The following is a 24,042-nucleotide window of genomic DNA, read 5'->3' as shown; positions in this document are numbered from 1 at the left end:
ATCAACTCCCGATGTGCAGTAGCTTGATGACGGCATTACCGACGAAGGCGCCTATCGCGCCGAGAATGACCAGCGATGCAGCCCCCACAGCAGCCCACCGCCCATTCAGGGCCCTGGTCTGCGCCTTGCCGGATGCAGCAGCCACCGCCAACTGAACCTCGAGCTCACGAATGCGCTGGCTGTACTCAGATAGCTGGATGGCGTGGCTGTCGATCTGGGCCGACTGTGCGTTCTGGCGCTCCTCCATCCGCGTCAGTCGGTCCAACACCTGCGCCAGCAAGCCCTCGATTCGGTCGAGTTGCGATCCCTGCTTCGGTACCTCAGACATAGTCACGCTCAAACCCTGCCCGGTTGATCCTCGGCGACCCGGCCGCCCGCCCTGCGATACACCTCGACAAGTTCCTCGGTATCCACCTCACGCTGGCCATAGCCCGCCCCAGGCAGGCTCGCCCAGATGCGACGGCACGCATGGATGGCCTCGCGGATCCGGCCATCGTGAATCAGGCCCAGGGCCCGGCATTGACGGACCAGCTGGATGGCGCCCGCGTCCTGGCTGGCCGGGCTGAAGTCGCGCAGGTTGAAGCGCCTCGCCAGATCGTCCCAGGTGCGGGACAGAAACTGATAACGGCCGGCCGCAGAGCTGGAGATGCCGTACCGAGGCAGAGAGATGAGCTGGCGAGGATGGTCGCTGTAGTCACTGAACAGTCCGCCACCCACGATGACGTTGTAGCCATCCTGGTCACCGAACCGAATCGTTCCCTCGGCGTGCGCCAGCATGTCGAGGAAGGCCGCCACATTGCCCTTGTCGTCAGCCGATGGATCGACCGGGGGCTCGAACGCAACGAGCTCTGCCTCGTCCAGCCAGTGGGCGGGAGTGTGGGCGGTCATGGCTTACCTCAGAGAGAAAAGGCCCGGCTAGTCGCGGGCAAGGCAAAGGCGCCAGGTGGCGGCGTCATCACGAGAAAGGGGTGGCCATCCCTGGCCGGGGAACACGCATGGCAACGTGTCTGGTAGCAGGCCCTGGAGTCGAACCAGGTATCTCCGGGTTATGAGCCCAGCGACTTGACCGTCTGTCCCGCCTGCTGAAAACGGAAACGCCCCGCCGGATGGCCGGCAGGGCGTTGTGTTGGGTGGCGCCTGGCGGGTCGATCGCCAAGCTATGAATAATGTAGTGGACTCGTGGAGAAAGCGCAACATCTGGTAGCTCTATCAGACTCAACCACTACAGGTTGACTCACGACACGAACCTAGCGCTTCGCGAGCATGATCAAAGCGGCCTTGGCTGACTTCGCGGCATCCTTGATCGCCTGGCCGTTCCTGAATGCCATCACCTGGTGTGCGCGACGAACACGCACGCTACCTTTCGTGCGCTTCTCCTCATCGATGCAGTCGAAGGTGTGAGCAGGCGGAGAGCCAGGCGGCATGCCCAGCAGCTGAGCGTAATGCCCAAGGTTGCCGGCGATCTGGTCGTAGCTCTTGATCCACTCCTTGCCGGTACCGTACTGGTTGCCATTGCCGTGGAGCTTGCGGGCCTGGATCAGCGCGGCGAGCAGTTGACGGGATGGCAGCCGAGCCGCGGCGACCCAGCGGCGGGCCGTTTCGTGCTGCTCGTGGGTGTAGATGCCTCGGTCGTAGAGCATGGCCAGTGGCTCCCGGGCGATGTCGGTGCTGCCCGGTGCCCAACCCGGGGCGATGGGGCTGCCGCCATAGCCCTGCAGGTGTTCGTCGCCGTAGAGCGTGCGACGCTCGGCTTCCATGTCGAGGATCCGGGTGACGAAGACCCGGGTGGCCTCCGGGTCGTGGTCCGGGTGCTGCTCCCGCGCCAGCTCGCGCAGCTCCCAGATATGCATCCGCTGATAGTTTCGCGCCACGCATCCCCCTCGCTCAGTCCGTGGTGTCGTCGGTACCGCCAGTGCTGCCATCGCCATCGTCGCTCTCCTTTCGCCATTCGGTGCCGTTCTCCAGCACCAGTCGATCGCCCACCACCTGGGTGCGGGGCCAACTGGCATACTCCCTGAGCACTCTCTTTGCCTCCTCGAGACCGAGCGCCAATGCCGGGCAATAGCCCTCGTACTCGCTGCCTTCTAGCCACTCGAACTGACTCGGGGCCAGGTCCGCATCCCGGGGAGGAGTCGCCTTAAGTTCGAGGTAGAGACCATGCCATCCACCTCGAGCCTGACGAGTCACCAGGTCACTGACCCCCGACTTGCTGCCTTGGGCTTTCATGGCCTTGGCCGTCTTCCAGGCCCGCAAGCCGCCATTCGGGACGCTGTAGGTATGGTCGTAGAACTCCCCTACCGGCGTGCCTCGCATCTTCTCGCCCAGCAACCAGCGGATCAGTACCGCCTGTTCCTGACCTTCCCAGTCCACCGGGCGCTTGCGTGGCGTGCCATCCTTGTTGATGGCGCGCTTGCGCGGGGCCTTGTGTCCTTTCGCCCCGGGCGGCGGGTTGCGCTTGGCCTGCGCCAGCGTTTTGGGCTTGGTGCGGTAGGTCGTCATAGCGCCAGTTCCTGGTTGCGATCCCACAGGGCGAAGGCCCGGGCGATCTGATCGAAAGCGGTCGCGGCCTCAGGATCCGTGGCCAGGTGCCCAAGACTCTCGATGCCGCACTGTTCCTCAAGCCAACGCCGAGCGGTATAGCGGCTGTGCTGCCAGCTGTTGCTCCTCGCTGTCGAGATGCTGGAATCCAGCCATTCGCAGAAGCGCACATCATCAACCAGAGCCCATGCCTGGTCTTCCAGCTGGTGGTTGGCTTCGGTCACAGTCCCGCCCTCCTCTTCCATCGCATGTGATCGGCCACAATCCGGCGGTACATCGCCGCGGCCTGCTCGTTGTGATCCAGCTCGGCACGGCTCTGGATACCGCACGCCTGGCGCAGGGCATCGGCGGCGTCCTCGGGTGTGTGGGTGCCATCGGGCAGCTGGGCCGGGCTCAGGCCCTGGCGCCAGCGGCGGCGCTGGTCGAGGTAGAGCCCGAACACCGGAAGCTCGCAGAGCATCGCGGCCTGACGCGCCAGCGTTCCGCCCTTGGTCTCGCTCTGTGTCACGGCCGGTTGTCCTCGTCGAAGCCATAGATCTCGCGGTGGATCTGGAACAGCGTCACGCCCAGGGCGATCGTGAGCCCCGCAATGGCGAACAGCAGACCGGCGTGGATCAACGTGGTCATCACCGCAGCACCTCCAGCGAGGCGATGAGCAGCGCCAGGTAGATCGGCGAGGCCAATATCACCAGCGCCAGGCTCTTCAGGGTTCGCTTCTTCACGCGCATGACAGGCCTCCCGCTTCGAGCAGCTGCTGGCCGGTTTCCTGCAGCCAGCGGATCTCCCCGGCCGCATCAACGTCGCCCTGCTCATAGCGCCGGCGGGCATCCGCCAACAGGGCCATCTGCATGGCCGCGCAGCGGTTCACCAGGTCAGGCGCCAGCGGGCCAGGGCCGATGCGCTCCACTGTGGCCGGGTACTCAACGGGCGGCAGCGCCTGACCAGACCCATCGCCCTCAATGGCCAGGTCGGCCGCCAGCGGCGTATGGCAGTCGGCAGCCGGCTCCTCTGGGCTATCAGGATCATCGAAGGCCGGCGCGGCGGGATCAGGCCGCGTCACCGGCTTGGGGGCAGCGCCTTGGCGAGTGCGCAGTGTGTCGCGGCTCTTGGGGCGTACCGGCGGCGCCTCTTCCAGAGACTCGGGTGCCGGGGCGGCGGGCACGGTGCCCGTCTTGATCATGCGGGCGGCACGGAAGCCGTCCCGCGTGGGCCACCAGGCGTCACCCTTCATGTCGACCAGGCCCTGACGCTTGAGCGAGGCCAACGCCACCAGCATGGCGTCCTGCTGATGGCCGGCGCGGGCATTGCAGGCGGCCATCACGATCAGGGTCGAGATGAGGCGCGGGTTCTCGTCGTGCTCTTCCACCAGCGCCAGCAGGGCCCGTTGTTCGTTCTTTGGCAGGTTCATGCCGGCATCTCCTGGGACTGGGTCGCGCCCTGGGCAACCTCCGATGGGCTCAGGTCGAGCACCTGGCGGGCGGGCTTGCCCACAGTGCCGACCACCTCGAGGCGGCTGGCATCCAGCAGGGCATTGCAGCGGCCGCAGACACTGGCCAGCGGGATCCCGGTACGCTCGAAGATCTCGTGACGCGTGCTGGGACCGTTGGCGCGAAGGTCGGCAAGGATCGCCAGCTTCTGGTGGGCGGCGCGGCCGGAGCGGCGCACGTCGTCCCAGCCCTCGCGGGAGACTTCCTTGCCGGTGGGTTGCATGGCGGCAGTCATGATCCGTTCCTCCCCAGTGCCGCGCGCAGGGAACGCAGCCCCTGGTCGGCGTTCATGGCATGTGGCAGGCCGTCGGCCTCGGCTTTCTGGGCGGCGGCTTCGCGCCCGGCGCGTTCGGCCAGCTCGGCGGCACTGCGGCTGCCGTCGTGCTCGAGCAGCTGGCGGGGCGTCAGGTCCTCGCCGGCCATCACCCGGTTGATCAGCGCCGTGTACTCCCGGGCGAAGCGGCGCTCCAGGCGCTCGACCCGGCTGGGCTGAACATGGGTGATCTCCCACCAGCCCACGGCAGCCCCGGCCAGGCGCACCGCCTCGTGACGCCAGCGATGGCCGGCGGGGTCGTGGGCATGGCCCGCGGCCTCGCGCCACGCTTCGGCCACCGCCGGCAGGCCCAGGTCCTCGGGGCGCGGCTCGCACAGGGCGGCGAAGGCCACCGGCTGGGGCGGCCAGGCCTCGTCACCGGAGCGAGCCGACTCGCGCACCTGCTGGCGCAGCCGAGAGATCCCCAGCTCCAGGTGGCGCCGGCTCAAGTGCGAGAGCTCGGCCAGCCAGGCACCGTCGGCGTCATAGCTGCCCCACTGGCTGGAGAACTTGTGGCCGAACAGCTGGCCCAGGGCATCGAACACCAGGTCCATGTCCTGCTCAGCCAGCGCCGGAGCATTGGCCGTCGAACGTGCGTCCGGCGTGGGGCTGCTGGGCGGCTCGGTCACGTGCACGCGCCTCTGCTGCGGTGAGACGACGCGCTGGAGTACGGTCTCGGCGGTTGGCATGGTCACCTCCGTGGGCGGGCTTGGCAGCCTGGCGCTGCAGGTTCTGGTGGACCCACTTGGCGAAACGCCGGGTCCAGTCGGCAGGGGTAGCGGAGCGCCCGGGCTGGGCGGCGAAGTGCTCGCGGAAATCGATCAGTGCGGTACCGACGTCAATGTCCACGGGCAAACCGCGGTCGAAGCAGGCGCGCTGCCAGGTCGGCATGTCCGGCTCCCAGTCCAGGGTCATCGGCTGCTTGCGGTCACGATGGCCGGCCAGGGGTGGAGTCTGGTCGGCAGAGTCGTCCAGGGGCTGGCCGTCGTCGCTCAGGTTCTCGCCGAAGTGGTCCGGCGAATCGCTCGCGTCCGCGCCAGTGAGAGAGGGGGTTGGTGGTAGAGTCCTAGTGGTAGATTCAAGGGGTGACACCGGTGACACCCTCCCCCTGTCACCGGTGTCACCCTCCCCTGTCAATTTGTCACCCTCGGGGGGTGTCAGGTTGTCACCCTCCCCCGATTGGTCAGATATAGAGGGGGTGTCAGATTGACGCCCTACCGGGAAGCGCTCATCGACGCCCAGGTGATAGCGGTTCGACATCTGCCGGCCGTTGACCGCGTGGCGAATCTCCACCCTCACCAGGCCGTGAGCTTGCAGCAGCTCGATGGCCCGCTGAACGCTGCGCACCGAGCAGCCCATCTCCTCGGACATGGTGGTGATTGAAGGCCAGCTGGCATGCTGCTCGTCGGCGTAGTCGGCCAGCAGCATCAGCGCCAGCCGGGCCGGTGCCTTCACGGTGGCCGGCAGTGTTTTCAGGGACTGACGCGCCCAATGCATTGCGGCCAGGCTCATACTTCTTCACCCCCGGGAAAACAGAAGGCAATGGCGTCAGCTACGCTGGGAGTTCTCACACAACCCGATGGAGCAACGACATGGCCAAACCGATTGACTACGACGAGCGCTGGTACCAACTGCTGGATAAGGCAGCAGGCGGCAATCGCAGCGATCTTGATGACATGCCAGCTCAGAAAGCCGAGACGGCAATCATGAGCGCCTTCCGCCGGTATCTGCTGGCTCACTATTGCGACCAGGTGAAGAACGAACTGGGACCAGCACTGAGGCCGGAAAAAGACGCAGACGCCTTGCGCATGAGGGTCATGGCACTGCATCACTGGAAGTTCAGCGAGGTTGAGAAGCTGAACTCCAGCGCCCTGATCGCCGCCTTGAATGAGCAGCTGGCGCATCTCACGCTCCCACCTGAGGCGATCCAAACGGTTGAAAACCTGATGGACCGTCGCCCGAACCTGAAGGCGGCTCTTGATCATCACCGGTCACAGGAGCCGGGTGTTCGGTAGGCCCATCCGGCAGGCCGAGCTGCTGGCGATGCTTACGCACCTCCTCCGCCAGCTCGGCCTCCTTCTTGCGAAGCGCACGAGCGTCTTGCTCTTTGTCTTCAGCATGTAAGCGGGCGTCCTGCAGCTGGCGAATCAGAAACCCCAGCCTGACTTCCAGCTCCCACTGCTGCTGCTCTTCGAGTGGTTCAAACATCACGCTCCCCTCCTGTTGTCGGCGCCAGCCCCTCGAGCTCGCGCTGGTATTCCTCGGCCAGGCGCAAGTGATCCCGCCGGGCCCACTCCACCTTGGCGCGTCCTTCCGGATGCCAGGAGGTGGTCAGCGCCAGCAGTTCAGCCATGGCGGTGTGGAAGCGCACGCGCAACTGGGCGCACTCGATGGAACGGCCGGCACGCTCGGCGGCCTCGATCTCGAACGCCAGGCGGCTGGTCTCGGTGATCAGCGCCTCGCGGTTGGCAGTGGGTGTGGTCTCGGTCATGGCGGGCCCCTGTATATCCGTTCACGCCTCACCGGCCGCAGCGCGACTGGTGGAGGCAGGACTAGGCTGTGAATCAGAGGTCGGCCCGGCGTTTTCGAGAAGCCACTGCGCGGTGAAGGCACCCTGGCTTGCAGAGGCCATGCGATGAGCGTGCTGGGTCTCGCCGGTGTACTCGGTCCGGGGGAGCGAATCGCGATGGAGCCACTTGTAAACCCCTCGCGGGGTGATGCCACAAATGCGGGCGCATTCAGCGACGCCACCCACTTTGTCTATTGCGAAGCGCAGCGCGCTCATGAGCGTGGACCTCTAGATAATGTACTTACGGTACATCATAGACGGGAACTGAAAGTACATTCAAGCTCACCTATCGTTGAACCTATGGTTCATACTGAAGATTCACGGGCTGAATTCAGCGCCCGTTTGAGGAAAGCACTTGCCCGCGCCGGATTTTCCGGACGCGGCGAAGGCGTATGGCTGGCTCAGGTCGCAGGTGTTACACCTAAGGCCGCAAGCAAGTGGCTGAATGGCGAATCACGCCCTGGTCATGACAAGGCCGTAGCCCTAGCTGCCAAGCTGGGCGTTCGTGAAGACTGGCTGGTGTATGGCAGGGGCCACATGACAGACGACCACCCCTCCATGACCGAACCCCAGTCGCTCACCATCACCGAGGGAGAGCCGGGGCCGGCGGGGCTGGACGAGGTCGAACTGCCGTACTTTCGCGAGGTGGAGATGGAGGGCGGGATCGGCAGGACGCAGGTGATCGAGAATCACGGCATGACGATGCGTTTCCCAACCGCCAAGCTGGCCAAGAAGAACGTCAACCCGATGAATGCCGCCTGCGCCACCCTGGTCGGCAACTCAATGGAGCCGCGCATCATGGATGGCAGCCCCATCGCGATTGACCGTGGCTGCACGCGCATCGAGGACGGCAAGATCTACGCCATCGACCACGGCGGCATGCTGCGGGTGAAGTACCTTTACCGCCTCCCCCTGGGGCGCATCCGCATCGCCAGCGAAAACTCAGCCGAGCACCCGGACGAGATCGTCAGCCCGCCGGAGCTGGAGGAACTGCGCATCATCGGCCGCGTGTTCTGGTGGGAAGTGTTTGACTAACCGCCGGATTTCCATCACCGGACCCGGCCTGATCCGTTGCAGCCGCCGCGGAAGTCATTAAGCGGATGAAACGCAAGGAGGCTTTGTGACCCAGCTCGTTCTGACCGATGATGAAATCTCCGTACTGCTCAGCACGCACAAGACGGTGACCAATCCTCGTGCGCGCTGGAAGCAGCAGAGCGGTTCGATGCAGAAGAACTACAAGGTCAAGTCGACATGCGGCCTGCACTTTGTGCTCTACCTGCGTCAGAACATTCGCTTAGAAGAGAGCTTTTCTTGCGGGCTTCGATACTGTCATCCTGAGGGCAAGCATAAGGATGTGACACTATGCCGCTACAATGGAAACGATCATATCCACGAAAACCCGCTCGAAGGTAAAGGCAAGATCTACAACCAGTGCCACATCCACCATGCAACACAGCGCTACATGGCAGCAGGCCGAAAAGCAGAGCACTATGCTGAAACCACGGCACGCTACGATGATCTACAAGGCGCAGTTCTTGCCCTTTGCCAGGACTGCCACATAGACTTCCCGGCCCGCACAGGACCATTGTCAGACGTACACAACGATATGTGGGGTGACGACAGCAAACATGACGATTGATATGGAATCCTTGAGAAAGCAGCTTTGCTCCGCGTTCTGTGAGGACGTGAAGGTCTCTGCACGCAAGGATTCCATCCGCGTTTCTCTACCGCTTGTGGCCAGGGATGGTGACCATCACACAGTCTACCTGTCCCGCGGCGATGGCGGCTGGCGAATCTCCGACATGGGCACCTCGCTGATGCGCCTCAGCTATGAGAACGATCTGGGCACCCTACTGTCAGGCCCACGGGGCGATCTCTTTCAGCAGATCGTCAGTGAATCCGGTCTTCAAGAAGAAGACGGGGAGTTGTTTCTTGAGGTTCCGACCGACGGCCTACTGCGTGGTCTCTTCTCGATGGGCCAGGGAGCATCGCGCATCGAGGATCTCGGGCTATGGTCGCGCACCCGGGTGGAGTCAACCTTCCGAGACGATCTGCGCAGCATTCTTCTTGAGGCAGTTGGCGAGAAAGAGGTAGTCGAGGACTACATCGTGCCGGGAATCGAAGATGCAGAGCTGTACCCTGTGGATTTCTATATTCGCGCGGAACGACGGCCGCTCTATCTGTTCGGTGTGAATACGCCGGACCGAGCCAGGATCTCCACCATCGTGATGCAGCACCTGATGCACCAACATCACGACTTCGATTCCTTCGTGGTGTGCTCAGACTTCTTCAGCTTGCCTAAGGCTGACGGCGCTCGACTGATGAATGCCGCCAACGACATGGTTCACAGCATCGATAACGTCGCCGACTTCCAGCGCAAGCTAAAACACCGGATGGCCTGAGCCCCATTTCCAGACCCAACCCGCCCACCGTGGCGGGTTTTTTGTACCTGTCTGTCGGTGATCGCTTACAGCGCCGGTCAGCTCCCTTTGCCACACTGCTTGATGGGCCCCAAGCCCCAGGGAACAACAACAAGGGAGCTATGCATGTCCACTTCATCAATCAATCCGCACGGCCAGCCGGTCACTCGCCGCCTGGTCATCGCACGTAACGCCGATCGTGACGCCAATGAACTGATTGGCTTGGCGCGTGGCGTCCTCGCTGACGGCATTGTTAACCAGGGCGAAGCCGAATTCCTGCTCCGCTGGCTGGAGGAACGGCCCGAGTCGCTCAACGTCTGGCCTTTCAGCGTGCTTTTCGAAAGGCTGAATGACGCCCTTCAGGATGGTCACCTCGATGCAGAGGAGGAAGCCGATCTGATGGCCCTGCTGCTGGACTACACCGGTGGCGGTAGCCTGACAGGCGGTGAAGATACCAGCGCCAGCCGACAGTCCTCCGCCCTGCCCCTCTGCGAACCCGCGCCGGAGATCGAGTTCGAAGACTGCCACTTCGTGCTCACGGGCAAATTCATCACCGGCACCCGCGCCGAGTGCGAAGCCGAGATCATGGAGCGAGGCGGCCTCACACAGAGCAATCCCACGCGAAAGACCCGCTTCGTGGTGATCGGCAACCTGGGCAGCACTGACTGGGCCCAGTCCAGCTATGGCCGTAAGATCCAGAAGGCCGTGGAGCTACGCGCCGATGGCCGAGACCTCGCCATCGTCAGCGAGAAACATTGGGCCAGTTACCTTGGCGACTGACCGACAAAGGCAAGCCCCGCCAACCCGCCCACCAAAGCGGGTTTTTCGTGCTTGCCCTACCTGCTTCCCAATGAGAGCGCCCCGGCCATCCATGACCGGTGCGCGGGGCAAGACGTGACGCGGCGTTTCATGGCGGCCCGTAGGTCGAATTCGGCTTGCATCAAACCCGCTGAACCGCACCAAACCGGCAGCTACCACATCTTGATTCACGCGAATTATCCACATGCAAAACGAATAAAGGAGATTAACGTTTTAGACCTCCCTATTCATCCGCCTTGTGCTGTGATTTCGCCCCACGGATAGCCACAAACGATCCACAGGTTATCCACTTGATGGGGCTCGGAAAGCACACTATCTTGGAGCCGTGCGCTTAGGCAGAAGCTCATGGAGTGGCTGTAGATGCATCGGCGCACAACGAGGAAGGGCCCTTCCCCGGCTAGGAAGAGCCCTTTAGAACCACTGCAGTAGCTTGGTGCGGTGGATGAGGTAATCAGAATCTCAAGGTTCCCGCATCACGGACGCTGCAACGTCTAGCGAGGCCTTCAGATCTGGTGAGATAGCTTACCTACGGGGGTAACTGTAGTGCTGAAGCCTAAGGCTGTAAACACCTACTTGAACGCGTTGCCGTTCAACCTGGAAGGCCGCAGGCGACGCCGTCTCGGTCGCCCCCCTCCCCCGCGCTGGGCCTGCATAAGCATAGGTACTCAACCATGCATAGCAGTGCTAACCAGCGGTATGAGTTGGAACGCCGCAAGGCAAGTGAGGCGGCCCGCATCCTGCGCGAATGGCAGGAGCGAAAGCCATGGCTCCTCAAGCGGGCCCGCTTAGAGCGAGCCAATCAGGGTGATCTGGAGTTGTAACTGGCTCGCCCCACAGAAACCCGCCACGGTTGGCGGGTTTTTTATATCTGCCCTACCCGAACCCCAACGAAAGCGCCCCGGCCATCCATGACCAGGGCGCAGGGGCACAACATGACGCGACGTTGATCCTTGGCGACCCCAGAGGTCGCGTGCGGCATGCGTCACGCCCTCAGCATGGCCCTGGCTCGCACTGGCCGCCGTAGCAAAGTGCCGACCCCGCCTGTAAGCCATCACCGACACATCCTGTAAGCCACCGCCCATCGAGGCGTGGTATCTCTGCGCCTGATAAATGTACTTTCGGTACTTGACCATGATGTACCCTTGGTTCATATTGGTTCACAAGAACAACTCAACGGGGATCACCGCCATGGCCACCACCATCGTCACACCCATCGAGGCACAGGAATTCGAGTTTGCTGGTTGGCGCTGCCGTACCGGCAAACGCCACTCCGGCCTGCCGACCATCGCCCAGGCCCAGGTGCTGGCCGGCCTGGCCGCCGGGCTCACGCAAAAGGAGATCGCCCGAGCACGCGGTGTGAGCCCCGCCACCGTGAAGGCCGCCGTGGCCACCCTGCTTTTCCACCTGCATGCCCAGCGCGCCGCCGGCGCCGTGGCCGAGGCCCTGCGCCGTGGCTGGATCGCCCCGCTCCTGCTGGCGCTGATCGTCGGCGCCATGAACCCGAACAGCGAGGCACTGCGCGTTCGCCAACCCACCCGGACACGGACCCAGGTCAGCACCAGCCGCGTCGTCAGCCGCCGTGACACAGGGAGTATCTACGCATGAACCACCTCAAGCGCATTCCCACCAGCACTCGCCTGATTATTTCGCTCGTCACCGACCGGGTGATGGACGTCAACCTGGACGGCCAGCACTGGGCGTATCTGTACACCTTCACCGGCGAGATCCGCAGCGGCCAATACCTGGGTTTCCGCATCGTCACCATGCCGGTGGGCGCAGAGCATGGCGATCCTGAGGCCGTAAGCATGGAGACCGATCTGGAGAACCTCTGGAAAGAAGGCCTGGGGTTCGTCGATGACGAGACCGCGAAGGCGCACGTCGAGCAGCAGTTGACCGCCATGCTCGATCACTTGGACAGCCTGCTGATCGACAGCATGAGCGAGGGCCCCGCCCTCCAGGCGGTGACGTCATGAGCCTCTACCTCGAGCCCCGTCGTTTCGCCATGGCCCTGCTCGTGAGCGCCTGGCGCGTCTACTGCCAGAGCCACCACGGCGCGGCACTGCCCGGCACGGTGATTGAGGCCGTGCCTTGCGAGGGCTGTTCAGGTTGGTGGCCCGCATTCCGCAATCCCTGGGGCGTGCTCGTCATCCTCACCGGCGAGAAGCCGGCCGCCACCCCCGAGGCCGCTCGCGAGCAGCTGAGAAGCCGCCTGGAGGCCGCCCACCAGGCCGGCGCCATCCGCCTGCCCGGGGTGATGGAGGGCGCGGCATGAGGTTCCTGCTCTCACTGATCCTGCTTGGCTATCTCGTCACCTGGATCACGTTCGCTGCCATGGAGCGCTTCGACGTGCTCCAGGTAGAAGCGCAGCGCCAGCAACAGGAGCGCCTGCCATGATCCGCGTCGCCCTCATTCGTGCCCTACAGATCCTCTCCGTGGCCGCCGCCCTGGTCGCCATCTACTCCCTTAGCGCCTGGCTCACCGCCATCGATCGCCAGGTGGAACGCGCCAGCCTCGAGGCCTACTGCACCGGCGTCGCCGTGTGGAGCGCCGAGGAATCCCGCGGCATCGCCCCCGAGCGCCGCACCGGGCACCCGGACTACGACGAGCGCGCCGCGGAGGACTGCCCCGGGATGCGCCCGGCAGGCCTCAACATTACCACCGAGCGCCAGCTGGCGCGGAATTAAGGAGAGCCGAGATGCTCCAGCGAATCGCCGCCGCCCTAGCCATCGGTGCAGCCGCAAGCGCACCGAGCCTGACGCGCAACATCGATGCCCTGGCCATCGGGCCAGAGCAGGCGCCCACCCGCAACGGGGGCCGTCATCGCACCGTCGCCCAGGATCAACGCCGGGCCGCCAAGCGCCGGGCAACTCGTCGAGCTAAGCGGCTCGGGCATCGCTGAGGAGGTCGTCATGTCTTTCGCAACAGTCACCGTGGATGTGGACGTCGAGCTCTGCGAGATCGACACCGAAGATCTTCAGCGCGAGCTGAGAAAGCGCCGCGCGACGGATGAAGAGTTGCCCGATGGCTACGACCCCATCGAGGGGAAAGGAACCCTCGGCCTGGCAGAAGCCTGTTTCGAAGCCCGCCGGCGAGGCGATGACGCCCGCGCCCTGGAGCTCGTCGACCGACTCATCTACGCGGCCCTGGGCCGGATCATCTGAGGAGAGACCCAATGTGGTTCCGCAACCTTAACCTGTACCGCCTGCACGACGCGCCCCAGCTGGATGCCGCGGCCCTCGGGCAAGTCCTGGGCGAGCAGGCCTTCCGTCCCTTGGGCGGCAGCGAAGCGCGCCGGATGGGATGGACACCACCCGCTGGCCGAGCCGGCACCCAGCTATTCCACGAACTGCAGGGCCACTTGCTGCTCACTGCCCAGCGCCAGGAGAGGATCCTGCCCGCCAGCGTGGTCCGCGAGGAAGTCGATGAGCGTGCCGAGGCCATCGAGACCAGCGAGGGCCGCAAGCTGCGCCGCCAGGAGAGGCTCACGCTCAAGGAACAGGTGTTCGAGGAGCTGCTGCCCCGGGCCTTCGTACGCAGCCAGCGCGTAGATCTCTGGTGGGACACCAAGCGCCAGCTGACCGGCGTCAACGCCAGCAGCCGCAAGCGTGCCGAGGAAGTGCTCGACCTGCTGCGCGAGACCCTGGGCAGCCTCAAGGTCACCCCACTGGCTACCCAGACGCTGCCCATGCGGGCCATGACCGAGTGGCTCGGCAATGCGAGCTCGCGCCCAGCCGACCTGATCATCGGCGACCAGGTGGAGCTCAAGGCCAAGGGCGATGACGGCGTGGTACGTGGCCGCCAGGTGGATCTCGACAGCGACGAGATGCAGCAGCTGCTCGAGAGTGGTCGCCAGGCCAGCAAGCTCGCCCTTCAGCTGGAAGACCGCTTCACCTTCGTGCTGCACGACGACCTGGCCATCAAGTCGATCCGCTTCGATGACCGCCTGATCGACGAGGCCAGCCAGGCCGACGACGGCGACGACGCCATCATCCGGCTCGAGACCGACTTCCTGCTGATGGCCCAGGCCCTGGGCGACAACATCGACCGCCTTCTCGAGTGGATGGGCGGCGAGGCCGGGCAGCCCGCAGCATCACCCAACCCCGGGAGCTTCTGATGCGCGATTCAGTCTGTTTTCACCGCGTCATCGCTCGGCTTCTGGGAGCGTTCCGGCTCGCAGGGCTGGCCACCGACCAGCAATGCCAGCATGCGTGCACTGAGCGACAACGGCGCCATGTGACTATTCCGGCCGCGCTGCAGGCACGCCTTGTTGAAGGCGATCTCCTCGATGGCAGCCAGAGGCCGACTGTCGTGTTCATGGATTCGCTCGAACTGGTCGATCAGCTCGGTATCACTCAAGGCTTGCCGGCGAGCGAGAAGACTCGCGTAGCGCAGCTTCTGCGAACGGGCCTGGCCCGCAGCCTCCCCGAAACGGCAAACGAATTGCAGAGCCGCCACCGTGGTGACCGTGAGTCCCAGCGCAACAGTGCTGGTGATGTCAGCCAGCACTGCAGAGCCCAGCAGAATGAGCAGGAAAGTGCAGAGCCGGTCCGCCCTGGCATTCAGGGTCTCGGTCAGCTTCTCCACGTTGTACGACGTATAAACCGTGAATTCCCCCTCGTTGCGTTCCGGGCTCATACGGCGCCTCCAGAACTACGGCTTATTGGGGGGCGGGGGCGGCGGTGGTGTCCTGCGGATCGGCACATGATCTTTCCTTTCGCGGTCAGGCGGAGTCGAGGGCCAGTGTGGCTGACGACTTCCATCGCGTTTCTGAGACATAGCGAATTTCCGTGCTGTTGTGGTGTGTCTTCACGCTAGCACAGCGCCATTCCGGCTTCCTGCTGTTGTGGTGATAGCAGGCGCGTCACCTGCGAAGTGGTGAGTTCGTCGGGGCTGCCCGGCACCTATTCGACAAGCCGTCTGTCCCTACGGCCTGTCAGGCTCAGGAGTCCCCATGCCCCACGATGCAAGCATCTACCGCGTCGAGGATCCCGCCACCGGCGAGATGATCACGCTCAAGGAGTTGGCCAGGCGACACCGCGTCCCCTACCCCACGGTTCAGCGCCGCAACCGGGAGGGGAAGACCGGTGCGGACCTGGTGAAAAAGCCCGACCAGCGCTACCAGGTTGGCGGCCGTCACAGCAAGACGGGCGGCATCCGCCAGCTACCGCCCACGCGCCAGCAGATTGCCCAGGAGGTGCTGGCCACCCCGGACGGTCGTCTGGCGTCCACTCTTTTCAGGGATTTCGGGAGGTCGGCATGAGCATCAACAGCCTGATCAGCACCAGCGCCAACGATTGCCGGATCACCCTCGAAGGTGAACTGAGCAGCAACCCGGCCAGGGCAGCGCGCATCGCCATCGAACTGCTCGAGCAGCTCCAGGGCATGGAAGGCCAGGCCAGCCGGCGCAAGGTGACCGCTGCCATTCTCCGAAAAGCCGCGAAGGCGTTGGAGGTGGGATCGTGAATGCTGCCGAACAGACGCCGGACCTCTTCGCCGATACCACTGCCGAGCCACCGCGCGGCATCAGCGAGGGCCCCACCTTCGATTACGAAGCGAAAGGCTGGCGAGAAGGCTGGTATTGCCGGGACACCATCATGTCCGGCTGGACGCTCAGGCCTTATGACCAGGACGCGCTCGACTGGATCCGGATCCAGCTGGCCGATGGGCGGCTCGAGTACAGCGAGATCCTGAGCAGACGGCGGGCCGCGAAGATCGAGAGCGACTTGGGCTATTCCGCCGACCTCATGTTCAGCCACTGCCGGTACCTGGTGCTCACCGGCGAGATCATCGAGAGCAAGCGCTACTACGGCTCACCCGACCCGAAGAGCAAGGATTACCACGGCTGGCATCCGCGCTTCGAACTGGCGGGAGGTAAGGCATGACCCTCTTCACTTACTGCCCCGACTGCTGGCCCGCCGACATGGTCGACTATGTCGATGGTCACTGCGCCATCTGCGGTGCCGTGCTGACCACCACCACAGATCCCGAGAAGCACATCAGCCTGCTGGAAGAGCAGCGCGACTGCCTCGCCGACTGCCTGCACGACGCCATGCAGTGGCTGGAACACGCCGGAGTGAAGACCGTGCCACGCCGGCCGGCGTTGGGACTGATCCACGTCAGGAGGCAGCCATGACCGACCTTTCCATCGGCGAGCAATTCTTCGCGCCAGCCACCACCGACATGGTCGCCGGGCTGCACGGGCAGTACCGCCGCGATCGTCAGCGCATCCAGCAGGTGGTCGAGTTCGTCCGGCCCGATCAGTTGGGCAACGTGCTCCACTACTTCATCGCCGGCAACCAGGATCGGCGAGACCGCTTCACCGGCAGCGTCGCCCAGCTGTTCGGTGAGACGGGTGCCGTGGCCGCGCTGGATGCCGACTACTGGCAGCGGGCCCTGGCGCTCACCGACGTGATGGACTTCATGCCGGCGGAGCGCCGTGAAGAGTGGCATACGCTGATCCGCGAGCACCAGGCGCCAGAGTTCAGCGAAGAGACGGTGCGCGCCACCCTGGGCGCCCTGCTCGCCCAGCGCATGGACTTCCTCGCCGAAAAGGTCGACGGCATCTTCCGCGCCCTGAGCCGCGAGCACGTGACCAACCGCCCCGAAGGGTTCAGCAAGCGGCTGATCCTCACCGGCGTGACCAACGACTGGGGCCACTACGGGCGCCAGCAGACCGGCCACCTCAACGACCTGCGCCAGGTGGTCGCCAAGCTGATGAACCGCGACGAGCCCGGCTGGCAGGCCAGCCACCGCCTGGTCGAGATCGCCCGGCGCGAGCATCGCGGCGAGTGGCTGGCGGTCGACGGCGGTGCCCTGCGCCTGCGCTGCTACAAGAACGGTAACGGCCACCTCGAGATCCACGAGGACATCGCCTGGCAGCTCAACCAGATCCTCGCCCACCTGCACCCGGCGGCGATCCCCAGCGAGTTTCGCACCGCGCCCAAACGTGCCAAGCGCCGCCACTATACGTTGATGGAACGCCCGCTGCCCTTCGCCGTGCTCAATCTCATCGCCGAGATGCGCCCGATCATCCACCACCTGGTACGCAACCAGTTCGGGGATCGCGAGATCGAGCCGCTGACCCGCAACCGTCACAACCTCGGCCTGCCGTTCGGCGAGCATGACAAGCACCTCGTCAAACAGGCCGGCATGGCGCTCGAAGCTATCGGCGGCGTGAAGTACAGCGCCAAGAACTCCACCTGGTGGGAATTCGACTACGACCCCGGCGAGGCCATCGGCCTGATCGTCGCCAGCGGCACCGTGCCTGACCACCAGAGCCACCAGTTCTACCCCACGCCCCGGGGGCTGGCGGAGAAGGTCGCAGAGCTGGCCGACATCCAGCCCCACCACCTGTGCCTGGAGCCTAGTGCCGGCACCGGTGCCCTGGCCGACCTGATGCACGAACCGCTGTGCATCGAGGTCAGCGCCCTCCATTGCCAGGTGCTCGAGGCGAAGGGCTACGCGAAGATCCCCGGCGACTTCCTGGCCCTGGTCGATGACATACAGGCGAAGCACAAGCCGTTCGACCGCATCCTGATGAACCCGCCCTTCTCGCAAGGCCGCTGGCAGGCGCACACCGAAGCCGCCGCCGATCTCCTGGCCCCCGGCGGCCGGCTGGTCGCCATCCTGCCGGCAAGCTCTCAGACCACATTCCACCTGGAGGGACTGGCATGTACCTGGCAAGGCCCGTTCGACAACCAATTCCCCGGCGCCAGCGTGTCGGTGAGCATCCTGATAGCGGAGGCAGCATGAGCGGAAAAAGCAGAGACCAGTGGGCCAAGGAACTGCTGACCTCGACTTTGGCCCTGGCCTGGCACGCCAGCGATCCCCAGACTCGGAAAGTCGCGGATGCCGCGGCCGTGCAGGTGGAGCGATTGCAGGCCGCTAAGACAAAGGCCGAGGAAGCCGAGCTGGCCGCCGCGCAAGAGCTGGACGAAGTCAAAGCCAAGGCTGATCGCCTACAGCTCGAGGCCGAGGCCAGCGCCCAGGAGGCCCGCACCCAGCGCGCCACGGTGCATGAGATCTATCAAGTCGTGACCAAAGGCACCGGCGAGCCGGGTGACTGGCATGGCGCCGGGCCGGTGCGAGCTCTCATGGATCAATACGACGCTCTCGCTGCCCACAACGTCCGACTGATCGAAGCCGGCAACGCGCTGAGGGCCGAGCTGGCGTTCTGGCAGGGATCTGATCACGCGCCGAGGTCGCAAGCGGCTCGGGACCGCTGGACATTCGCGGCGGAGGAAGCGCCAGCGACCAGCCTCGCCCGCCTCAAGGCGCATTGGCAAGCGGAGGTACTGGAGGGTTTCGGTTTTGATTGCCGAGATAACGCCCATGCAGCAGCGGATAACGGACACCCAAAAGCTGCCGATGGTATGGCCGATGCCGCTGACAGTGCATTTGAGGAGGCCGACCGCCTCCGCAAACAAGCCGAGGGAGGTGATGCATGACCACCTGGCTACCGGCACTCATCATCGTCTGGGTCGCGCTCTGCGCCGTCATCGGCCTGACCGAGCCGATGTTCAACTCCAACTCGCCGAGCAAAGGCGGCGGCGACTGGCTGCTCGGCGGCATCGTCGGGCTCGTGTTCGGGATCGTGTCCGGGGCGGTCATCTATGCCCTGGTGAGGCTGGGCGTTTGGCTCGCTGGAGGTGGGGTATGAGCATGCGCGACCACATCATCAAATGGGCCCGCGAGCGAGAGCCCGTATCCATCAACGAGCTCGCCGAGCATGTGCAGATCCTGTTCGACAAGCAAGCCAGAGCGGCGAGTGCAGGAATGGACGCTGCCAAGAAAGGCGGCGCCTACATGGAAGCCGAAGCGAAGCGTTTGTATGCACAAACCAACCCCGAAGCGCTGGAAAGCGAACGCCAGGCTAACGCCGAGTTGACCGAGGAACTGGAACGGGTGACGACCCAGCGCGATGCCGCCCAGGCCAAGCTCGACGCGATCGGTCAGCTCAGCCCCACCGACTACGACGACCGCGAGCAGCTGTTGGGCGCGTTATTCCGGATCCTGCACGGGATGGAGACAGACAAGGAGCCCACCGAGTGACGCAGCCCACCCACACCCACAAAACCCGGGGCGGCCGATTCGCCCTGGTCGCCCACTACAACGGCGACACCTCGCTCGAGTCTCACCAGATCGTGGTCTACCGAGACCTGGATCTCGAGGTCGACACCGCCACCACCACCAAGGACTGGGAGACCAACTGGCGCCCGGTGGCCGGCGACGATTGCACGGTCTGCATGGGCACCGGCACGGATCAAATCAAAGGCAACAAGGATCGCCCCTGCGGCGGCTGTTTCGGGTTGGGGAAGGTACGGCAGGACGGCGAGACACCAAAGGATCGATGGCAGTTGGCCGAGGTAGCGGCAGGGATCATCAAGCGCCAGCAGCAGGAGCTCGAACAGAGACGCCAGGCGATGGCGCTGCCCGGGGTAAAGGCCGCTCTGGAGGCGCACCGGATGGAGCGTCAGCGCCAGCAAGAAGATGCGGTCGCGGAGCAGGAACAGAAATGGCGGGGAAGCCGCGGCCATGGCCCGGGCGGCGCAAGGCATACGGGAGACTAGACTATGGGCAAGCTGATGGATCCAGATCAGTGGCGGCACGCGCGGTTCGCTGGTACACCACCAGCCATGTCGACCATTCGCAAATGGTGCCGGGAAGGGGTGCTGCCAGCCAAAAAAATCGGCGGCGCCTGGTTCATCGACCTGGACGCCGAGAAGATGATGACCGGCAACGAGCTCGCCGACAGCGTGCTCAAGGAGATGGAGACCCGCTGATGGCAGCCAGGCCGCGCAAGCGCAAGCACCGGGGGCTGGAGCCCAACCTCTATGAGTCCGGGGGCTACTACACCTACCGAAACCCGCGCACCGACAAGAAGACCGGCATGGGCAGCGACAAGGCCAAGGCCCAGGCGGCCGCGCGGATCCTCAACGCCAGGCTGGTAAAGGGTGCAGACCTGGTGGCCAAGGTAGAGGGCACCAGCGGGCTCACCCTGGCGCATGCCATCGAGGCCTTCCGAAAGGAGCGCGTCGATAGCGCCAGCAAGCTGGCCCCAGGCACCCGGGCCAACAAGCGATACGCCCTGCAGCGGATCGCCAAGGATCGCGGCGACATGCCCCTCGAGCAGATCACCACGCGTTGGTGTGCCGAGTACCTGGACGAGCATTACAAGGGCGAGCCCTACCGGTACCACCGCGCCCTGCTCGCCCAGGTGTTCCAGTTCGCCCGCACCAAGGGCTGGCTGGGCGACAACCCCATCGAGCCCACCAGCAAGAGCGACACCGGCTACACCAAGCAGCGCCGCCGCCTCACCCCCGGGCAGTTCCAGGCCATCTATGATCAGGCCGAGCCATGGTTTCAGGTCGCCATGGAGCTCGCCCTAGTTTGCCTGTTCGGCCGGGCCGAAGTCGCCGCCGCCCGGTATGATCACATCGTCGACGGCCGGCTCCGCTATATAAGGAAGAAGACCCGCACTCGCAGCCACACCGCCTACGTGGCCATAGAGCTGACACCGGCCATCGAGGACATCATCCAGCGCTCACGGCTGGTGCCACCGGTGTCGCCCTACATCGTCCATCGGGTGCACCAGCGGATCACCGCCGAAACCCGCGCCCGCGACCATTGGAGCCGAGTTACCGACGACATGCTCTCTAAGACCTTCTCCCGCCTGCGCGACAAGGTGCCGGAGATCGCCAAGCTGGAGCCGCGCCAGCGACCCACCTTCCATGAGATCCGCTCGCTCGGCTCCAAGCTGCTCGAGGATACCGGTGCTGACCTGGGTGAGATCCAGGTACTGATGGGCCACGCCGACGAGAGCATGACGCAGCACTATCTCGACGGTCACGGCATCCGCTGGCTCGAAGCCAAGGGCCCGGGAAAGGGCATGCAGGCGCTACTGGAGGAGGCCTGAGAGCCGATAAACCGTGTGGAGTTTTCCCAGTATTTTCCCAGTTTTTTACCAGTGCACGAAAAAGCCCCCTGGCGAGTTAGGCCAAGGGGCTGATTCACATGTTCTTTTTGGTGGAGCCTAGCGGGATCGAACCGCTGACCTCAACACTGCCAGTGTTGCGCTCTCCCAGCTGAGCTAAGGCCCCACGTTGTTCCGTCTTGCGTGAACGAGGCGAATAGTACGCAGCCTCCTCAGGAGCGTCAACCCCATGCTGGCAAATTCACTCTTCTGCCTTTGACCAATTCCCCTTAGGGACGGGATGTGCCACCCTGCCTAGACTGTTACCGAGCCAGCGCGCACCTTGGCGCCTTCATACTTGGCCAGGTCCCGCCCAGGGACAACACCCATCTACTACGTTTTCAGGAGCGTCTGCGTTGATCAGGGTTCTTGTAGCCGATGACCACCACCTGGTTCGGACCAGCATCGCCCACCTGCTGAATGCCGAACGCGGAATACGCGTGGTCGGTGAGGCCGCCGATGGCGAGGAGGCCATCAACAAGGCGCGCAAGCTCGAACCGGATATCGTGCTGATGGATATTCGCATGCCGGGAATCGGCGGCCTGGAAGCCACCCGCAAGATCCACCGCTTCGCCGGAGACATCCGCATTCTGGTACTGACCGCCTTCATCGAGGAGACCTTCGCTCAGCGCCTGCTCGAGGCCGGCGCCCACGGCTTCATCAGCAAGGGCTGCCAGCACGAGGAGATGGTCGAGGCGATCCACTGCGTGTTCGGCGGCAAGCGATATGTCAGCCCGGAGATCGCCCAGCGGCTGGTGCTGTCGCGCATCGATGCACCGGACAACCCCTTCGACCAGCTCTCCCAGCGCGAGCTTCAGGTCGCGATGATGGTGGTCAACTGTCAGCGCGTTGCCGACATCGCTGATCGCATGTTTCTCAGCCCCAAGACCGTCAATACGTACCGCTACCGGATCTTCGAGAAGCTCGGCGTGGCCTCCGACGTTGAGCTGACCCACCTAGGCCTGCGCCATGGCCTGGTCGACGGTTTTACCGACGCCGATTGAGCGCCCCTATGGCCCGGATCTGGTAGCATGTAGGCATTGTTATCTATCCCCGGCACGCCGTTTCCATGAGCTTCGATTCCCGCGACTTCCTCGGCAGCGTCAGCGAATCCCCGGGGGTCTACCGCATGCTCGATGAGCACGGCGAGACCCTCTATATCGGCAAGGCGCGTCGCCTGAAAGCACGCCTGGCAAGCTACTTTCGCGGTGCGCTCAACACCAAGACCCAGGCCCTGGTCGGCCGCATCGCCGATATTCAGGTGACGGTGACGAACAGCGAGACCGAGGCCCTGCTCCTCGAACAGACGCTGATCAAGGAACTGCGCCCGCCATACAATATCCTGTTACGCGACGACAAGTCCTACCCCTTCGTTTTCGTCAGCGACCGCCACCCCTTCCCCGCCCTTGAATACAAGCGCGCCAGGGTGCGCCATAACGATGGGCGTTACCTCGGCCCCTACCCCAGCAGTGGCGCCGTGCGCGAGAGCCTGTCGCTGATGCAGAAGATCTTCCGCATTCGCAACTGCGAGGACAGTGTCTTCGCTCATCGCACTCGCCCCTGCCTGCAGCACCAGATCCAGCGCTGCAGCGCCCCCTGTGTGGGCTACATCAGCGAGGCGGACTATCGGCGCGACCTGGAGCATGCCGTGATGTGTCTCGAGGGCAAGAGCGACACGGTGACCCAAGAGCTGAGCGAGGCCATGGAAGCTGCCAGCGCCCGCCTGGATTTCGAGGAGGCCGCCCGGCTGCGTGACCAGGTCCAGCACCTTCGCCAGATGCAGAAGCGCCAGTTCGTCGACACCGGCGGCGGCGACGCCGATGTCTTCGCGTTGGCCAGCCGCCCCGGTGCACTGTGTATCTCGGTGCTCACGGTACGCCAGGGCCGTCTGCTGGGGGCCCGACACCATGCCCCGGCCAACGGGCTTGACCTGGGGCCCGAGGCACTGCTCGGTGACTTCATCAGCCAGTTCTACCTGGGTCAGGCCAGGGAGATCCCGGCGGAGGTGATCACCAGCCACCCGGTACCGGATGCCACGCTTATTGCCCAAGCAGTAAGCGAACGCGCCGGCAAGCGCATCCGCTTGACCGACCAGGTCCGCGGACATCGCGCCCAGTGGCGGGAGCTCGCCCGCACCAATGCCGAACAGCAACTGGCCAGCCAGCTGGCCAGCCAGACCCAGCTGTCGAAGCGTTTCGCGGCGCTGCGCGAGGCCCTGGAACTCGAGGACACACCCCGCCGCCTGGAGTGCTTTGACATCAGCCACAGTCACGGTGAGGCCACGGTGGCCTCCTGCGTGGTGTTCGACGAGAACGGGCCGCGCAAGTCCGACTACCGCCGCTTCAATATCGAGGACGTGGCCGCCGGCGACGACTATGCCGCCATGCGCCAGGCGCTCACCCGGCGCTTCAAACGCCTTGCCGAGGGCGAAGGCGAAAGCCCGGATATCCTGATCGTCGATGGCGGCAAGGGACAGTTGAACATGGCCCGGGAAGTGTTCACCGAACTGGGCGTCAACGGCATCACCCTGCTCGGCGTGGCCAAGGGCACGACGCGCAAGGCAGGGCTCGAGACACTGTTTGTCGAGACCGTCGACCGCAGCCTGGACCTCGATGGAGCATCACCGGCCCTGCACTTGATCCAGCACATCCGAGACGAATCCCATCGCTTCGCCATTGCCGGGCATCGGGCACGGCGCGACAAGACACGGCGAACCTCCACTCTGCAGGACATTCCGGGTGTGGGGCCGCGTCGGCGACGAGAACTGCTGCGCTTCTTCGGCGGCCTGCAGGGGGTCAAGCAGGCCAATCGTGAGGAGCTGGCCCGAGTCCCCGGCATCAGTGCCACGCTGGCCGAAACGATTCATCGTGCCCTGCATGGATGAGACCGGCCCCGAGGGATAGAATAAGGAGGATTCCGGTATC

Annotated in this window: 39 protein-coding genes and 2 tRNA genes; 26 read left to right on the top strand and 15 right to left on the bottom strand. The window is 64.4% G+C overall.

Annotated features, from left to right (window positions below; genetic code table 11):
* Position 1 precedes the first annotated feature (1 nt).
* The 12 genes from HALO32_RS12960 to HALO32_RS12910 all read right to left on the bottom strand — a co-directional run bounded on the left by HALO32_RS12960 (position 2) and on the right by HALO32_RS12910 (position 5,850).
* The gene (locus tag HALO32_RS12960) at positions 2-328 is read right to left on the bottom strand and encodes a 6,7-dimethyl-8-ribityllumazine synthase (protein ID WP_151444277.1); all 327 of its coding nucleotides are present in this window, start codon (positions 326-328) and stop codon (positions 2-4) included.
* Positions 329-336: 8 nt separating this feature from the next.
* Complete coding sequence (locus HALO32_RS12955; RefSeq protein ID WP_151444276.1) at positions 337-888, bottom strand: glycoside hydrolase family 24 protein; 552 nt, start codon at positions 886-888, stop codon at positions 337-339.
* A 120-nt stretch (positions 889-1,008) separates the two neighbouring features.
* Positions 1,009-1,084: transfer RNA gene (locus HALO32_RS12950), tRNA-Met, on the bottom strand.
* A 163-nt stretch (positions 1,085-1,247) separates the two neighbouring features.
* Positions 1,248-1,871: a hypothetical protein gene (locus tag HALO32_RS12945; RefSeq protein WP_151444275.1), complete on the bottom strand. Its 624-nt coding sequence runs from the start codon at positions 1,869-1,871 to the stop codon at positions 1,248-1,250.
* A 13-nt stretch (positions 1,872-1,884) separates the two neighbouring features.
* Positions 1,885-2,499: a VRR-NUC domain-containing protein gene (locus HALO32_RS12940; RefSeq protein ID WP_151444274.1), complete on the bottom strand. Its 615-nt coding sequence runs from the start codon at positions 2,497-2,499 to the stop codon at positions 1,885-1,887.
* Positions 2,496-2,762, bottom strand: a complete 267-nt coding sequence (locus HALO32_RS12935) for a hypothetical protein (RefSeq protein ID WP_151444273.1) — start codon at positions 2,760-2,762, stop codon at positions 2,496-2,498. The genes HALO32_RS12940 and HALO32_RS12935 overlap by 4 nt, the downstream gene beginning before the upstream one ends.
* The gene (locus HALO32_RS12930; RefSeq protein WP_225809996.1) at positions 2,759-3,046 is read right to left on the bottom strand and encodes a hypothetical protein; all 288 of its coding nucleotides are present in this window, start codon (positions 3,044-3,046) and stop codon (positions 2,759-2,761) included. The genes HALO32_RS12935 and HALO32_RS12930 overlap by 4 nt, the downstream gene beginning before the upstream one ends.
* Positions 3,043-3,165 carry a hypothetical protein gene (locus HALO32_RS18240; RefSeq protein WP_267902497.1) on the bottom strand — a complete coding sequence of 41 codons (123 nt, stop codon included), beginning with the start codon at positions 3,163-3,165 and terminating at the stop codon, positions 3,043-3,045. The genes HALO32_RS12930 and HALO32_RS18240 overlap by 4 nt, the downstream gene beginning before the upstream one ends.
* Positions 3,166-3,256: 91 nt before the next feature.
* Complete coding sequence (locus tag HALO32_RS12925; RefSeq protein WP_151444272.1) at positions 3,257-3,946, bottom strand: hypothetical protein; 690 nt, start codon at positions 3,944-3,946, stop codon at positions 3,257-3,259.
* Complete coding sequence (locus HALO32_RS12920) at positions 3,943-4,260, bottom strand: hypothetical protein (protein WP_151444271.1); 318 nt, start codon at positions 4,258-4,260, stop codon at positions 3,943-3,945. Before HALO32_RS12920 ends, HALO32_RS12925 begins: the two co-directional genes overlap by 4 nt.
* Positions 4,257-4,967, bottom strand: a complete 711-nt coding sequence (locus HALO32_RS12915; protein ID WP_151444270.1) for a replication protein P — start codon at positions 4,965-4,967, stop codon at positions 4,257-4,259. Before HALO32_RS12915 ends, HALO32_RS12920 begins: the two co-directional genes overlap by 4 nt.
* Positions 4,900-5,850, bottom strand: coding sequence for a helix-turn-helix domain-containing protein (locus HALO32_RS12910; RefSeq protein WP_151444269.1), 951 nt, complete (start codon positions 5,848-5,850; stop codon positions 4,900-4,902). Before HALO32_RS12910 ends, HALO32_RS12915 begins: the two co-directional genes overlap by 68 nt.
* Positions 5,851-5,930: 80 nt before the next feature.
* Here HALO32_RS12910 and HALO32_RS12905 point away from each other — a divergent pair, with 80 nt between their 5' ends.
* Positions 5,931-6,353: a hypothetical protein gene (locus HALO32_RS12905; protein ID WP_151444268.1), complete on the top strand. Its 423-nt coding sequence runs from the start codon at positions 5,931-5,933 to the stop codon at positions 6,351-6,353.
* Between the two features lie 185 nt (positions 6,354-6,538).
* Here the strand turns inward: HALO32_RS12905 and HALO32_RS12900 are convergent, their stop codons facing one another.
* Positions 6,539-6,829, bottom strand: coding sequence for a hypothetical protein (locus HALO32_RS12900; RefSeq protein WP_151444267.1), 291 nt, complete (start codon positions 6,827-6,829; stop codon positions 6,539-6,541).
* A gap of 378 nt (positions 6,830-7,207) precedes the next feature.
* Between HALO32_RS12900 and HALO32_RS12890 the strand changes: the two genes are divergently transcribed.
* From HALO32_RS12890 to HALO32_RS12840, 12 genes are all read left to right on the top strand, one after another.
* Entirely contained in the window at positions 7,208-7,942 is a 735-nt protein-coding gene (locus HALO32_RS12890) for an XRE family transcriptional regulator (protein WP_192576506.1), read from the top strand.
* 85 nt (positions 7,943-8,027) lie between these two features.
* Complete coding sequence (locus HALO32_RS12885; RefSeq protein WP_192576505.1) at positions 8,028-8,546, top strand: DUF6978 family protein; 519 nt, start codon at positions 8,028-8,030, stop codon at positions 8,544-8,546.
* Positions 8,536-9,309 (top strand): DUF1828 domain-containing protein, encoded by a 774-nt coding sequence (locus HALO32_RS12880; RefSeq protein ID WP_151444265.1) that lies wholly within the window; start codon positions 8,536-8,538, stop codon positions 9,307-9,309. Before HALO32_RS12885 ends, HALO32_RS12880 begins: the two co-directional genes overlap by 11 nt.
* Before the next feature lie 144 nt (positions 9,310-9,453).
* Positions 9,454-10,107, top strand: a complete 654-nt coding sequence (locus HALO32_RS12875; RefSeq protein WP_192576504.1) for a BRCT domain-containing protein — start codon at positions 9,454-9,456, stop codon at positions 10,105-10,107.
* 1,227 nt (positions 10,108-11,334) lie between these two features.
* Positions 11,335-11,751 carry a response regulator transcription factor gene (locus HALO32_RS12870; RefSeq protein WP_192576503.1) on the top strand — a complete coding sequence of 139 codons (417 nt, stop codon included), beginning with the start codon at positions 11,335-11,337 and terminating at the stop codon, positions 11,749-11,751.
* Complete coding sequence (locus tag HALO32_RS12865; protein WP_151444262.1) at positions 11,748-12,119, top strand: hypothetical protein; 372 nt, start codon at positions 11,748-11,750, stop codon at positions 12,117-12,119. The genes HALO32_RS12870 and HALO32_RS12865 overlap by 4 nt, the downstream gene beginning before the upstream one ends.
* A complete protein-coding gene (locus HALO32_RS12860) occupies positions 12,116-12,418 on the top strand; it encodes a hypothetical protein (protein WP_151444261.1) in 303 nt (100 codons plus the stop codon). Before HALO32_RS12865 ends, HALO32_RS12860 begins: the two co-directional genes overlap by 4 nt.
* Complete coding sequence (locus HALO32_RS18235) at positions 12,415-12,540, top strand: hypothetical protein (protein WP_267902496.1); 126 nt, start codon at positions 12,415-12,417, stop codon at positions 12,538-12,540. Before HALO32_RS12860 ends, HALO32_RS18235 begins: the two co-directional genes overlap by 4 nt.
* Positions 12,537-12,830 (top strand): hypothetical protein, encoded by a 294-nt coding sequence (locus tag HALO32_RS12855; protein ID WP_151444260.1) that lies wholly within the window; start codon positions 12,537-12,539, stop codon positions 12,828-12,830. The genes HALO32_RS18235 and HALO32_RS12855 overlap by 4 nt, the downstream gene beginning before the upstream one ends.
* A gap of 11 nt (positions 12,831-12,841) precedes the next feature.
* Complete coding sequence (locus HALO32_RS12850) at positions 12,842-13,045, top strand: hypothetical protein (RefSeq protein WP_151444259.1); 204 nt, start codon at positions 12,842-12,844, stop codon at positions 13,043-13,045.
* A 10-nt stretch (positions 13,046-13,055) separates the two neighbouring features.
* Positions 13,056-13,307 (top strand): hypothetical protein, encoded by a 252-nt coding sequence (locus tag HALO32_RS12845; protein ID WP_151444258.1) that lies wholly within the window; start codon positions 13,056-13,058, stop codon positions 13,305-13,307.
* A gap of 11 nt (positions 13,308-13,318) precedes the next feature.
* The gene (locus tag HALO32_RS12840) at positions 13,319-14,260 is read left to right on the top strand and encodes a recombination-associated protein RdgC (protein WP_151444257.1); all 942 of its coding nucleotides are present in this window, start codon (positions 13,319-13,321) and stop codon (positions 14,258-14,260) included.
* Positions 14,261-14,268: 8 nt separating this feature from the next.
* On the opposite strand, the gene HALO32_RS12835 is transcribed toward HALO32_RS12840, so the two are convergent.
* Positions 14,269-14,781, bottom strand: coding sequence for a hypothetical protein (locus HALO32_RS12835; protein ID WP_151444256.1), 513 nt, complete (start codon positions 14,779-14,781; stop codon positions 14,269-14,271).
* Between the two features lie 316 nt (positions 14,782-15,097).
* Between HALO32_RS12835 and HALO32_RS12830 the strand changes: the two genes are divergently transcribed.
* Genes HALO32_RS12830 through HALO32_RS12780 form a run of 11 tightly spaced genes read left to right on the top strand, consistent with a single transcriptional unit; the run spans position 15,098 to position 21,061 of the window.
* Positions 15,098-15,406 carry a hypothetical protein gene (locus HALO32_RS12830; RefSeq protein WP_151444255.1) on the top strand — a complete coding sequence of 103 codons (309 nt, stop codon included), beginning with the start codon at positions 15,098-15,100 and terminating at the stop codon, positions 15,404-15,406.
* On the top strand, positions 15,403-15,609 hold the full coding sequence (locus HALO32_RS12825) for a hypothetical protein (RefSeq protein WP_151444254.1): 207 nt from the start codon (positions 15,403-15,405) through the stop codon (positions 15,607-15,609). Before HALO32_RS12830 ends, HALO32_RS12825 begins: the two co-directional genes overlap by 4 nt.
* On the top strand, positions 15,606-16,028 hold the full coding sequence (locus HALO32_RS12820) for a hypothetical protein (protein WP_151444253.1): 423 nt from the start codon (positions 15,606-15,608) through the stop codon (positions 16,026-16,028). The genes HALO32_RS12825 and HALO32_RS12820 overlap by 4 nt, the downstream gene beginning before the upstream one ends.
* Positions 16,025-16,279, top strand: coding sequence for a hypothetical protein (locus HALO32_RS12815; RefSeq protein ID WP_151444252.1), 255 nt, complete (start codon positions 16,025-16,027; stop codon positions 16,277-16,279). The genes HALO32_RS12820 and HALO32_RS12815 overlap by 4 nt, the downstream gene beginning before the upstream one ends.
* The gene (locus tag HALO32_RS12810; RefSeq protein ID WP_151444251.1) at positions 16,276-17,898 is read left to right on the top strand and encodes a class I SAM-dependent methyltransferase; all 1,623 of its coding nucleotides are present in this window, start codon (positions 16,276-16,278) and stop codon (positions 17,896-17,898) included. Before HALO32_RS12815 ends, HALO32_RS12810 begins: the two co-directional genes overlap by 4 nt.
* Positions 17,895-18,593, top strand: coding sequence for a hypothetical protein (locus tag HALO32_RS12805; protein ID WP_151444250.1), 699 nt, complete (start codon positions 17,895-17,897; stop codon positions 18,591-18,593). The genes HALO32_RS12810 and HALO32_RS12805 overlap by 4 nt, the downstream gene beginning before the upstream one ends.
* Positions 18,590-18,805 (top strand): hypothetical protein, encoded by a 216-nt coding sequence (locus tag HALO32_RS12800; protein ID WP_151444249.1) that lies wholly within the window; start codon positions 18,590-18,592, stop codon positions 18,803-18,805. The genes HALO32_RS12805 and HALO32_RS12800 overlap by 4 nt, the downstream gene beginning before the upstream one ends.
* A complete protein-coding gene (locus HALO32_RS12795; protein ID WP_151444248.1) occupies positions 18,802-19,197 on the top strand; it encodes a hypothetical protein in 396 nt (131 codons plus the stop codon). Before HALO32_RS12800 ends, HALO32_RS12795 begins: the two co-directional genes overlap by 4 nt.
* Positions 19,194-19,715, top strand: coding sequence for a hypothetical protein (locus tag HALO32_RS12790; protein ID WP_151444247.1), 522 nt, complete (start codon positions 19,194-19,196; stop codon positions 19,713-19,715). The genes HALO32_RS12795 and HALO32_RS12790 overlap by 4 nt, the downstream gene beginning before the upstream one ends.
* A gap of 3 nt (positions 19,716-19,718) precedes the next feature.
* Entirely contained in the window at positions 19,719-19,928 is a 210-nt protein-coding gene (locus tag HALO32_RS12785) for an excisionase (RefSeq protein WP_151444246.1), read from the top strand.
* A complete protein-coding gene (locus HALO32_RS12780) occupies positions 19,928-21,061 on the top strand; it encodes a tyrosine-type recombinase/integrase (protein WP_151444245.1) in 1,134 nt (377 codons plus the stop codon). Before HALO32_RS12785 ends, HALO32_RS12780 begins: the two co-directional genes overlap by 1 nt.
* Positions 21,062-21,169: 108 nt before the next feature.
* Here the strand turns inward: HALO32_RS12780 and HALO32_RS12775 are convergent.
* Positions 21,170-21,245: transfer RNA gene (locus HALO32_RS12775), tRNA-Ala, on the bottom strand.
* 229 nt (positions 21,246-21,474) lie between these two features.
* Between HALO32_RS12775 and uvrY the strand changes: the two genes are divergently transcribed.
* Together uvrY and uvrC are read left to right on the top strand one after the other, a co-directional pair.
* Positions 21,475-22,122 carry a UvrY/SirA/GacA family response regulator transcription factor gene (gene uvrY, locus HALO32_RS12770; RefSeq protein WP_151444244.1) on the top strand — a complete coding sequence of 216 codons (648 nt, stop codon included), beginning with the start codon at positions 21,475-21,477 and terminating at the stop codon, positions 22,120-22,122.
* A 65-nt stretch (positions 22,123-22,187) separates the two neighbouring features.
* Complete coding sequence (gene uvrC, locus HALO32_RS12765) at positions 22,188-24,002, top strand: excinuclease ABC subunit UvrC (RefSeq protein WP_151444243.1); 1,815 nt, start codon at positions 22,188-22,190, stop codon at positions 24,000-24,002.
* Positions 24,003-24,042: the final 40 nt, after the last annotated feature.

It is taken from the genome of Halomonas lysinitropha, assembly GCF_902500215.1.
Lineage (GTDB): Bacteria > Pseudomonadota > Gammaproteobacteria > Pseudomonadales > Halomonadaceae > Halomonas > Halomonas lysinitropha.
Note: the sequence above shows the minus strand (reverse complement) of the source record. Positions and strands in the feature narration are given on the sequence as shown.

What these genes read in the sequence shown, in the direction of transcription:
- HALO32_RS12960 (WP_151444277.1), bottom strand. Translation starts at nt 328, where the DNA reads ATGTCTGAGGTACCGAAGCAGGGATCGCAACTCGACCGAATCGAGGGC.
- HALO32_RS12955 (WP_151444276.1), bottom strand. Translation starts at nt 888, where the DNA reads ATGACCGCCCACACTCCCGCCCACTGGCTGGACGAGGCAGAGCTCGTT.
- HALO32_RS12940 (WP_151444274.1), bottom strand. Translation starts at nt 2,499, where the DNA reads ATGACGACCTACCGCACCAAGCCCAAAACGCTGGCGCAGGCCAAGCGC.
- HALO32_RS18240 (WP_267902497.1), bottom strand. Translation starts at nt 3,165, where the DNA reads ATGACCACGTTGATCCACGCCGGTCTGCTGTTCGCCATTGCGGGGCTC.
- HALO32_RS12925 (WP_151444272.1), bottom strand. Translation starts at nt 3,946, where the DNA reads ATGAACCTGCCAAAGAACGAACAACGGGCCCTGCTGGCGCTGGTGGAA.
- HALO32_RS12920 (WP_151444271.1), bottom strand. Translation starts at nt 4,260, where the DNA reads ATGACTGCCGCCATGCAACCCACCGGCAAGGAAGTCTCCCGCGAGGGC.
- HALO32_RS12910 (WP_151444269.1), bottom strand. Translation starts at nt 5,850, where the DNA reads ATGAGCCTGGCCGCAATGCATTGGGCGCGTCAGTCCCTGAAAACACTG.
- HALO32_RS12905 (WP_151444268.1), top strand. Translation starts at nt 5,931, where the DNA reads ATGGCCAAACCGATTGACTACGACGAGCGCTGGTACCAACTGCTGGAT.
- HALO32_RS12900 (WP_151444267.1), bottom strand. Translation starts at nt 6,829, where the DNA reads ATGACCGAGACCACACCCACTGCCAACCGCGAGGCGCTGATCACCGAG.
- HALO32_RS12890 (WP_192576506.1), top strand. Translation starts at nt 7,208, where the DNA reads ATGGTTCATACTGAAGATTCACGGGCTGAATTCAGCGCCCGTTTGAGG.
- HALO32_RS12880 (WP_151444265.1), top strand. Translation starts at nt 8,536, where the DNA reads ATGACGATTGATATGGAATCCTTGAGAAAGCAGCTTTGCTCCGCGTTC.
- HALO32_RS12875 (WP_192576504.1), top strand. Translation starts at nt 9,454, where the DNA reads ATGTCCACTTCATCAATCAATCCGCACGGCCAGCCGGTCACTCGCCGC.
- HALO32_RS12870 (WP_192576503.1), top strand. Translation starts at nt 11,335, where the DNA reads ATGGCCACCACCATCGTCACACCCATCGAGGCACAGGAATTCGAGTTT.
- HALO32_RS12865 (WP_151444262.1), top strand. Translation starts at nt 11,748, where the DNA reads ATGAACCACCTCAAGCGCATTCCCACCAGCACTCGCCTGATTATTTCG.
- HALO32_RS12860 (WP_151444261.1), top strand. Translation starts at nt 12,116, where the DNA reads ATGAGCCTCTACCTCGAGCCCCGTCGTTTCGCCATGGCCCTGCTCGTG.
- HALO32_RS18235 (WP_267902496.1), top strand. Translation starts at nt 12,415, where the DNA reads ATGAGGTTCCTGCTCTCACTGATCCTGCTTGGCTATCTCGTCACCTGG.
- HALO32_RS12855 (WP_151444260.1), top strand. Translation starts at nt 12,537, where the DNA reads ATGATCCGCGTCGCCCTCATTCGTGCCCTACAGATCCTCTCCGTGGCC.
- HALO32_RS12850 (WP_151444259.1), top strand. Translation starts at nt 12,842, where the DNA reads ATGCTCCAGCGAATCGCCGCCGCCCTAGCCATCGGTGCAGCCGCAAGC.
- HALO32_RS12845 (WP_151444258.1), top strand. Translation starts at nt 13,056, where the DNA reads ATGTCTTTCGCAACAGTCACCGTGGATGTGGACGTCGAGCTCTGCGAG.
- HALO32_RS12840 (WP_151444257.1), top strand. Translation starts at nt 13,319, where the DNA reads ATGTGGTTCCGCAACCTTAACCTGTACCGCCTGCACGACGCGCCCCAG.
- HALO32_RS12835 (WP_151444256.1), bottom strand. Translation starts at nt 14,781, where the DNA reads ATGAGCCCGGAACGCAACGAGGGGGAATTCACGGTTTATACGTCGTAC.
- HALO32_RS12830 (WP_151444255.1), top strand. Translation starts at nt 15,098, where the DNA reads ATGCCCCACGATGCAAGCATCTACCGCGTCGAGGATCCCGCCACCGGC.
- HALO32_RS12825 (WP_151444254.1), top strand. Translation starts at nt 15,403, where the DNA reads ATGAGCATCAACAGCCTGATCAGCACCAGCGCCAACGATTGCCGGATC.
- HALO32_RS12815 (WP_151444252.1), top strand. Translation starts at nt 16,025, where the DNA reads ATGACCCTCTTCACTTACTGCCCCGACTGCTGGCCCGCCGACATGGTC.
- HALO32_RS12810 (WP_151444251.1), top strand. Translation starts at nt 16,276, where the DNA reads ATGACCGACCTTTCCATCGGCGAGCAATTCTTCGCGCCAGCCACCACC.
- HALO32_RS12805 (WP_151444250.1), top strand. Translation starts at nt 17,895, where the DNA reads ATGAGCGGAAAAAGCAGAGACCAGTGGGCCAAGGAACTGCTGACCTCG.
- HALO32_RS12800 (WP_151444249.1), top strand. Translation starts at nt 18,590, where the DNA reads ATGACCACCTGGCTACCGGCACTCATCATCGTCTGGGTCGCGCTCTGC.
- HALO32_RS12795 (WP_151444248.1), top strand. Translation starts at nt 18,802, where the DNA reads ATGAGCATGCGCGACCACATCATCAAATGGGCCCGCGAGCGAGAGCCC.
- HALO32_RS12785 (WP_151444246.1), top strand. Translation starts at nt 19,719, where the DNA reads ATGGGCAAGCTGATGGATCCAGATCAGTGGCGGCACGCGCGGTTCGCT.
- HALO32_RS12780 (WP_151444245.1), top strand. Translation starts at nt 19,928, where the DNA reads ATGGCAGCCAGGCCGCGCAAGCGCAAGCACCGGGGGCTGGAGCCCAAC.
- uvrC (WP_151444243.1), top strand. Translation starts at nt 22,188, where the DNA reads ATGAGCTTCGATTCCCGCGACTTCCTCGGCAGCGTCAGCGAATCCCCG.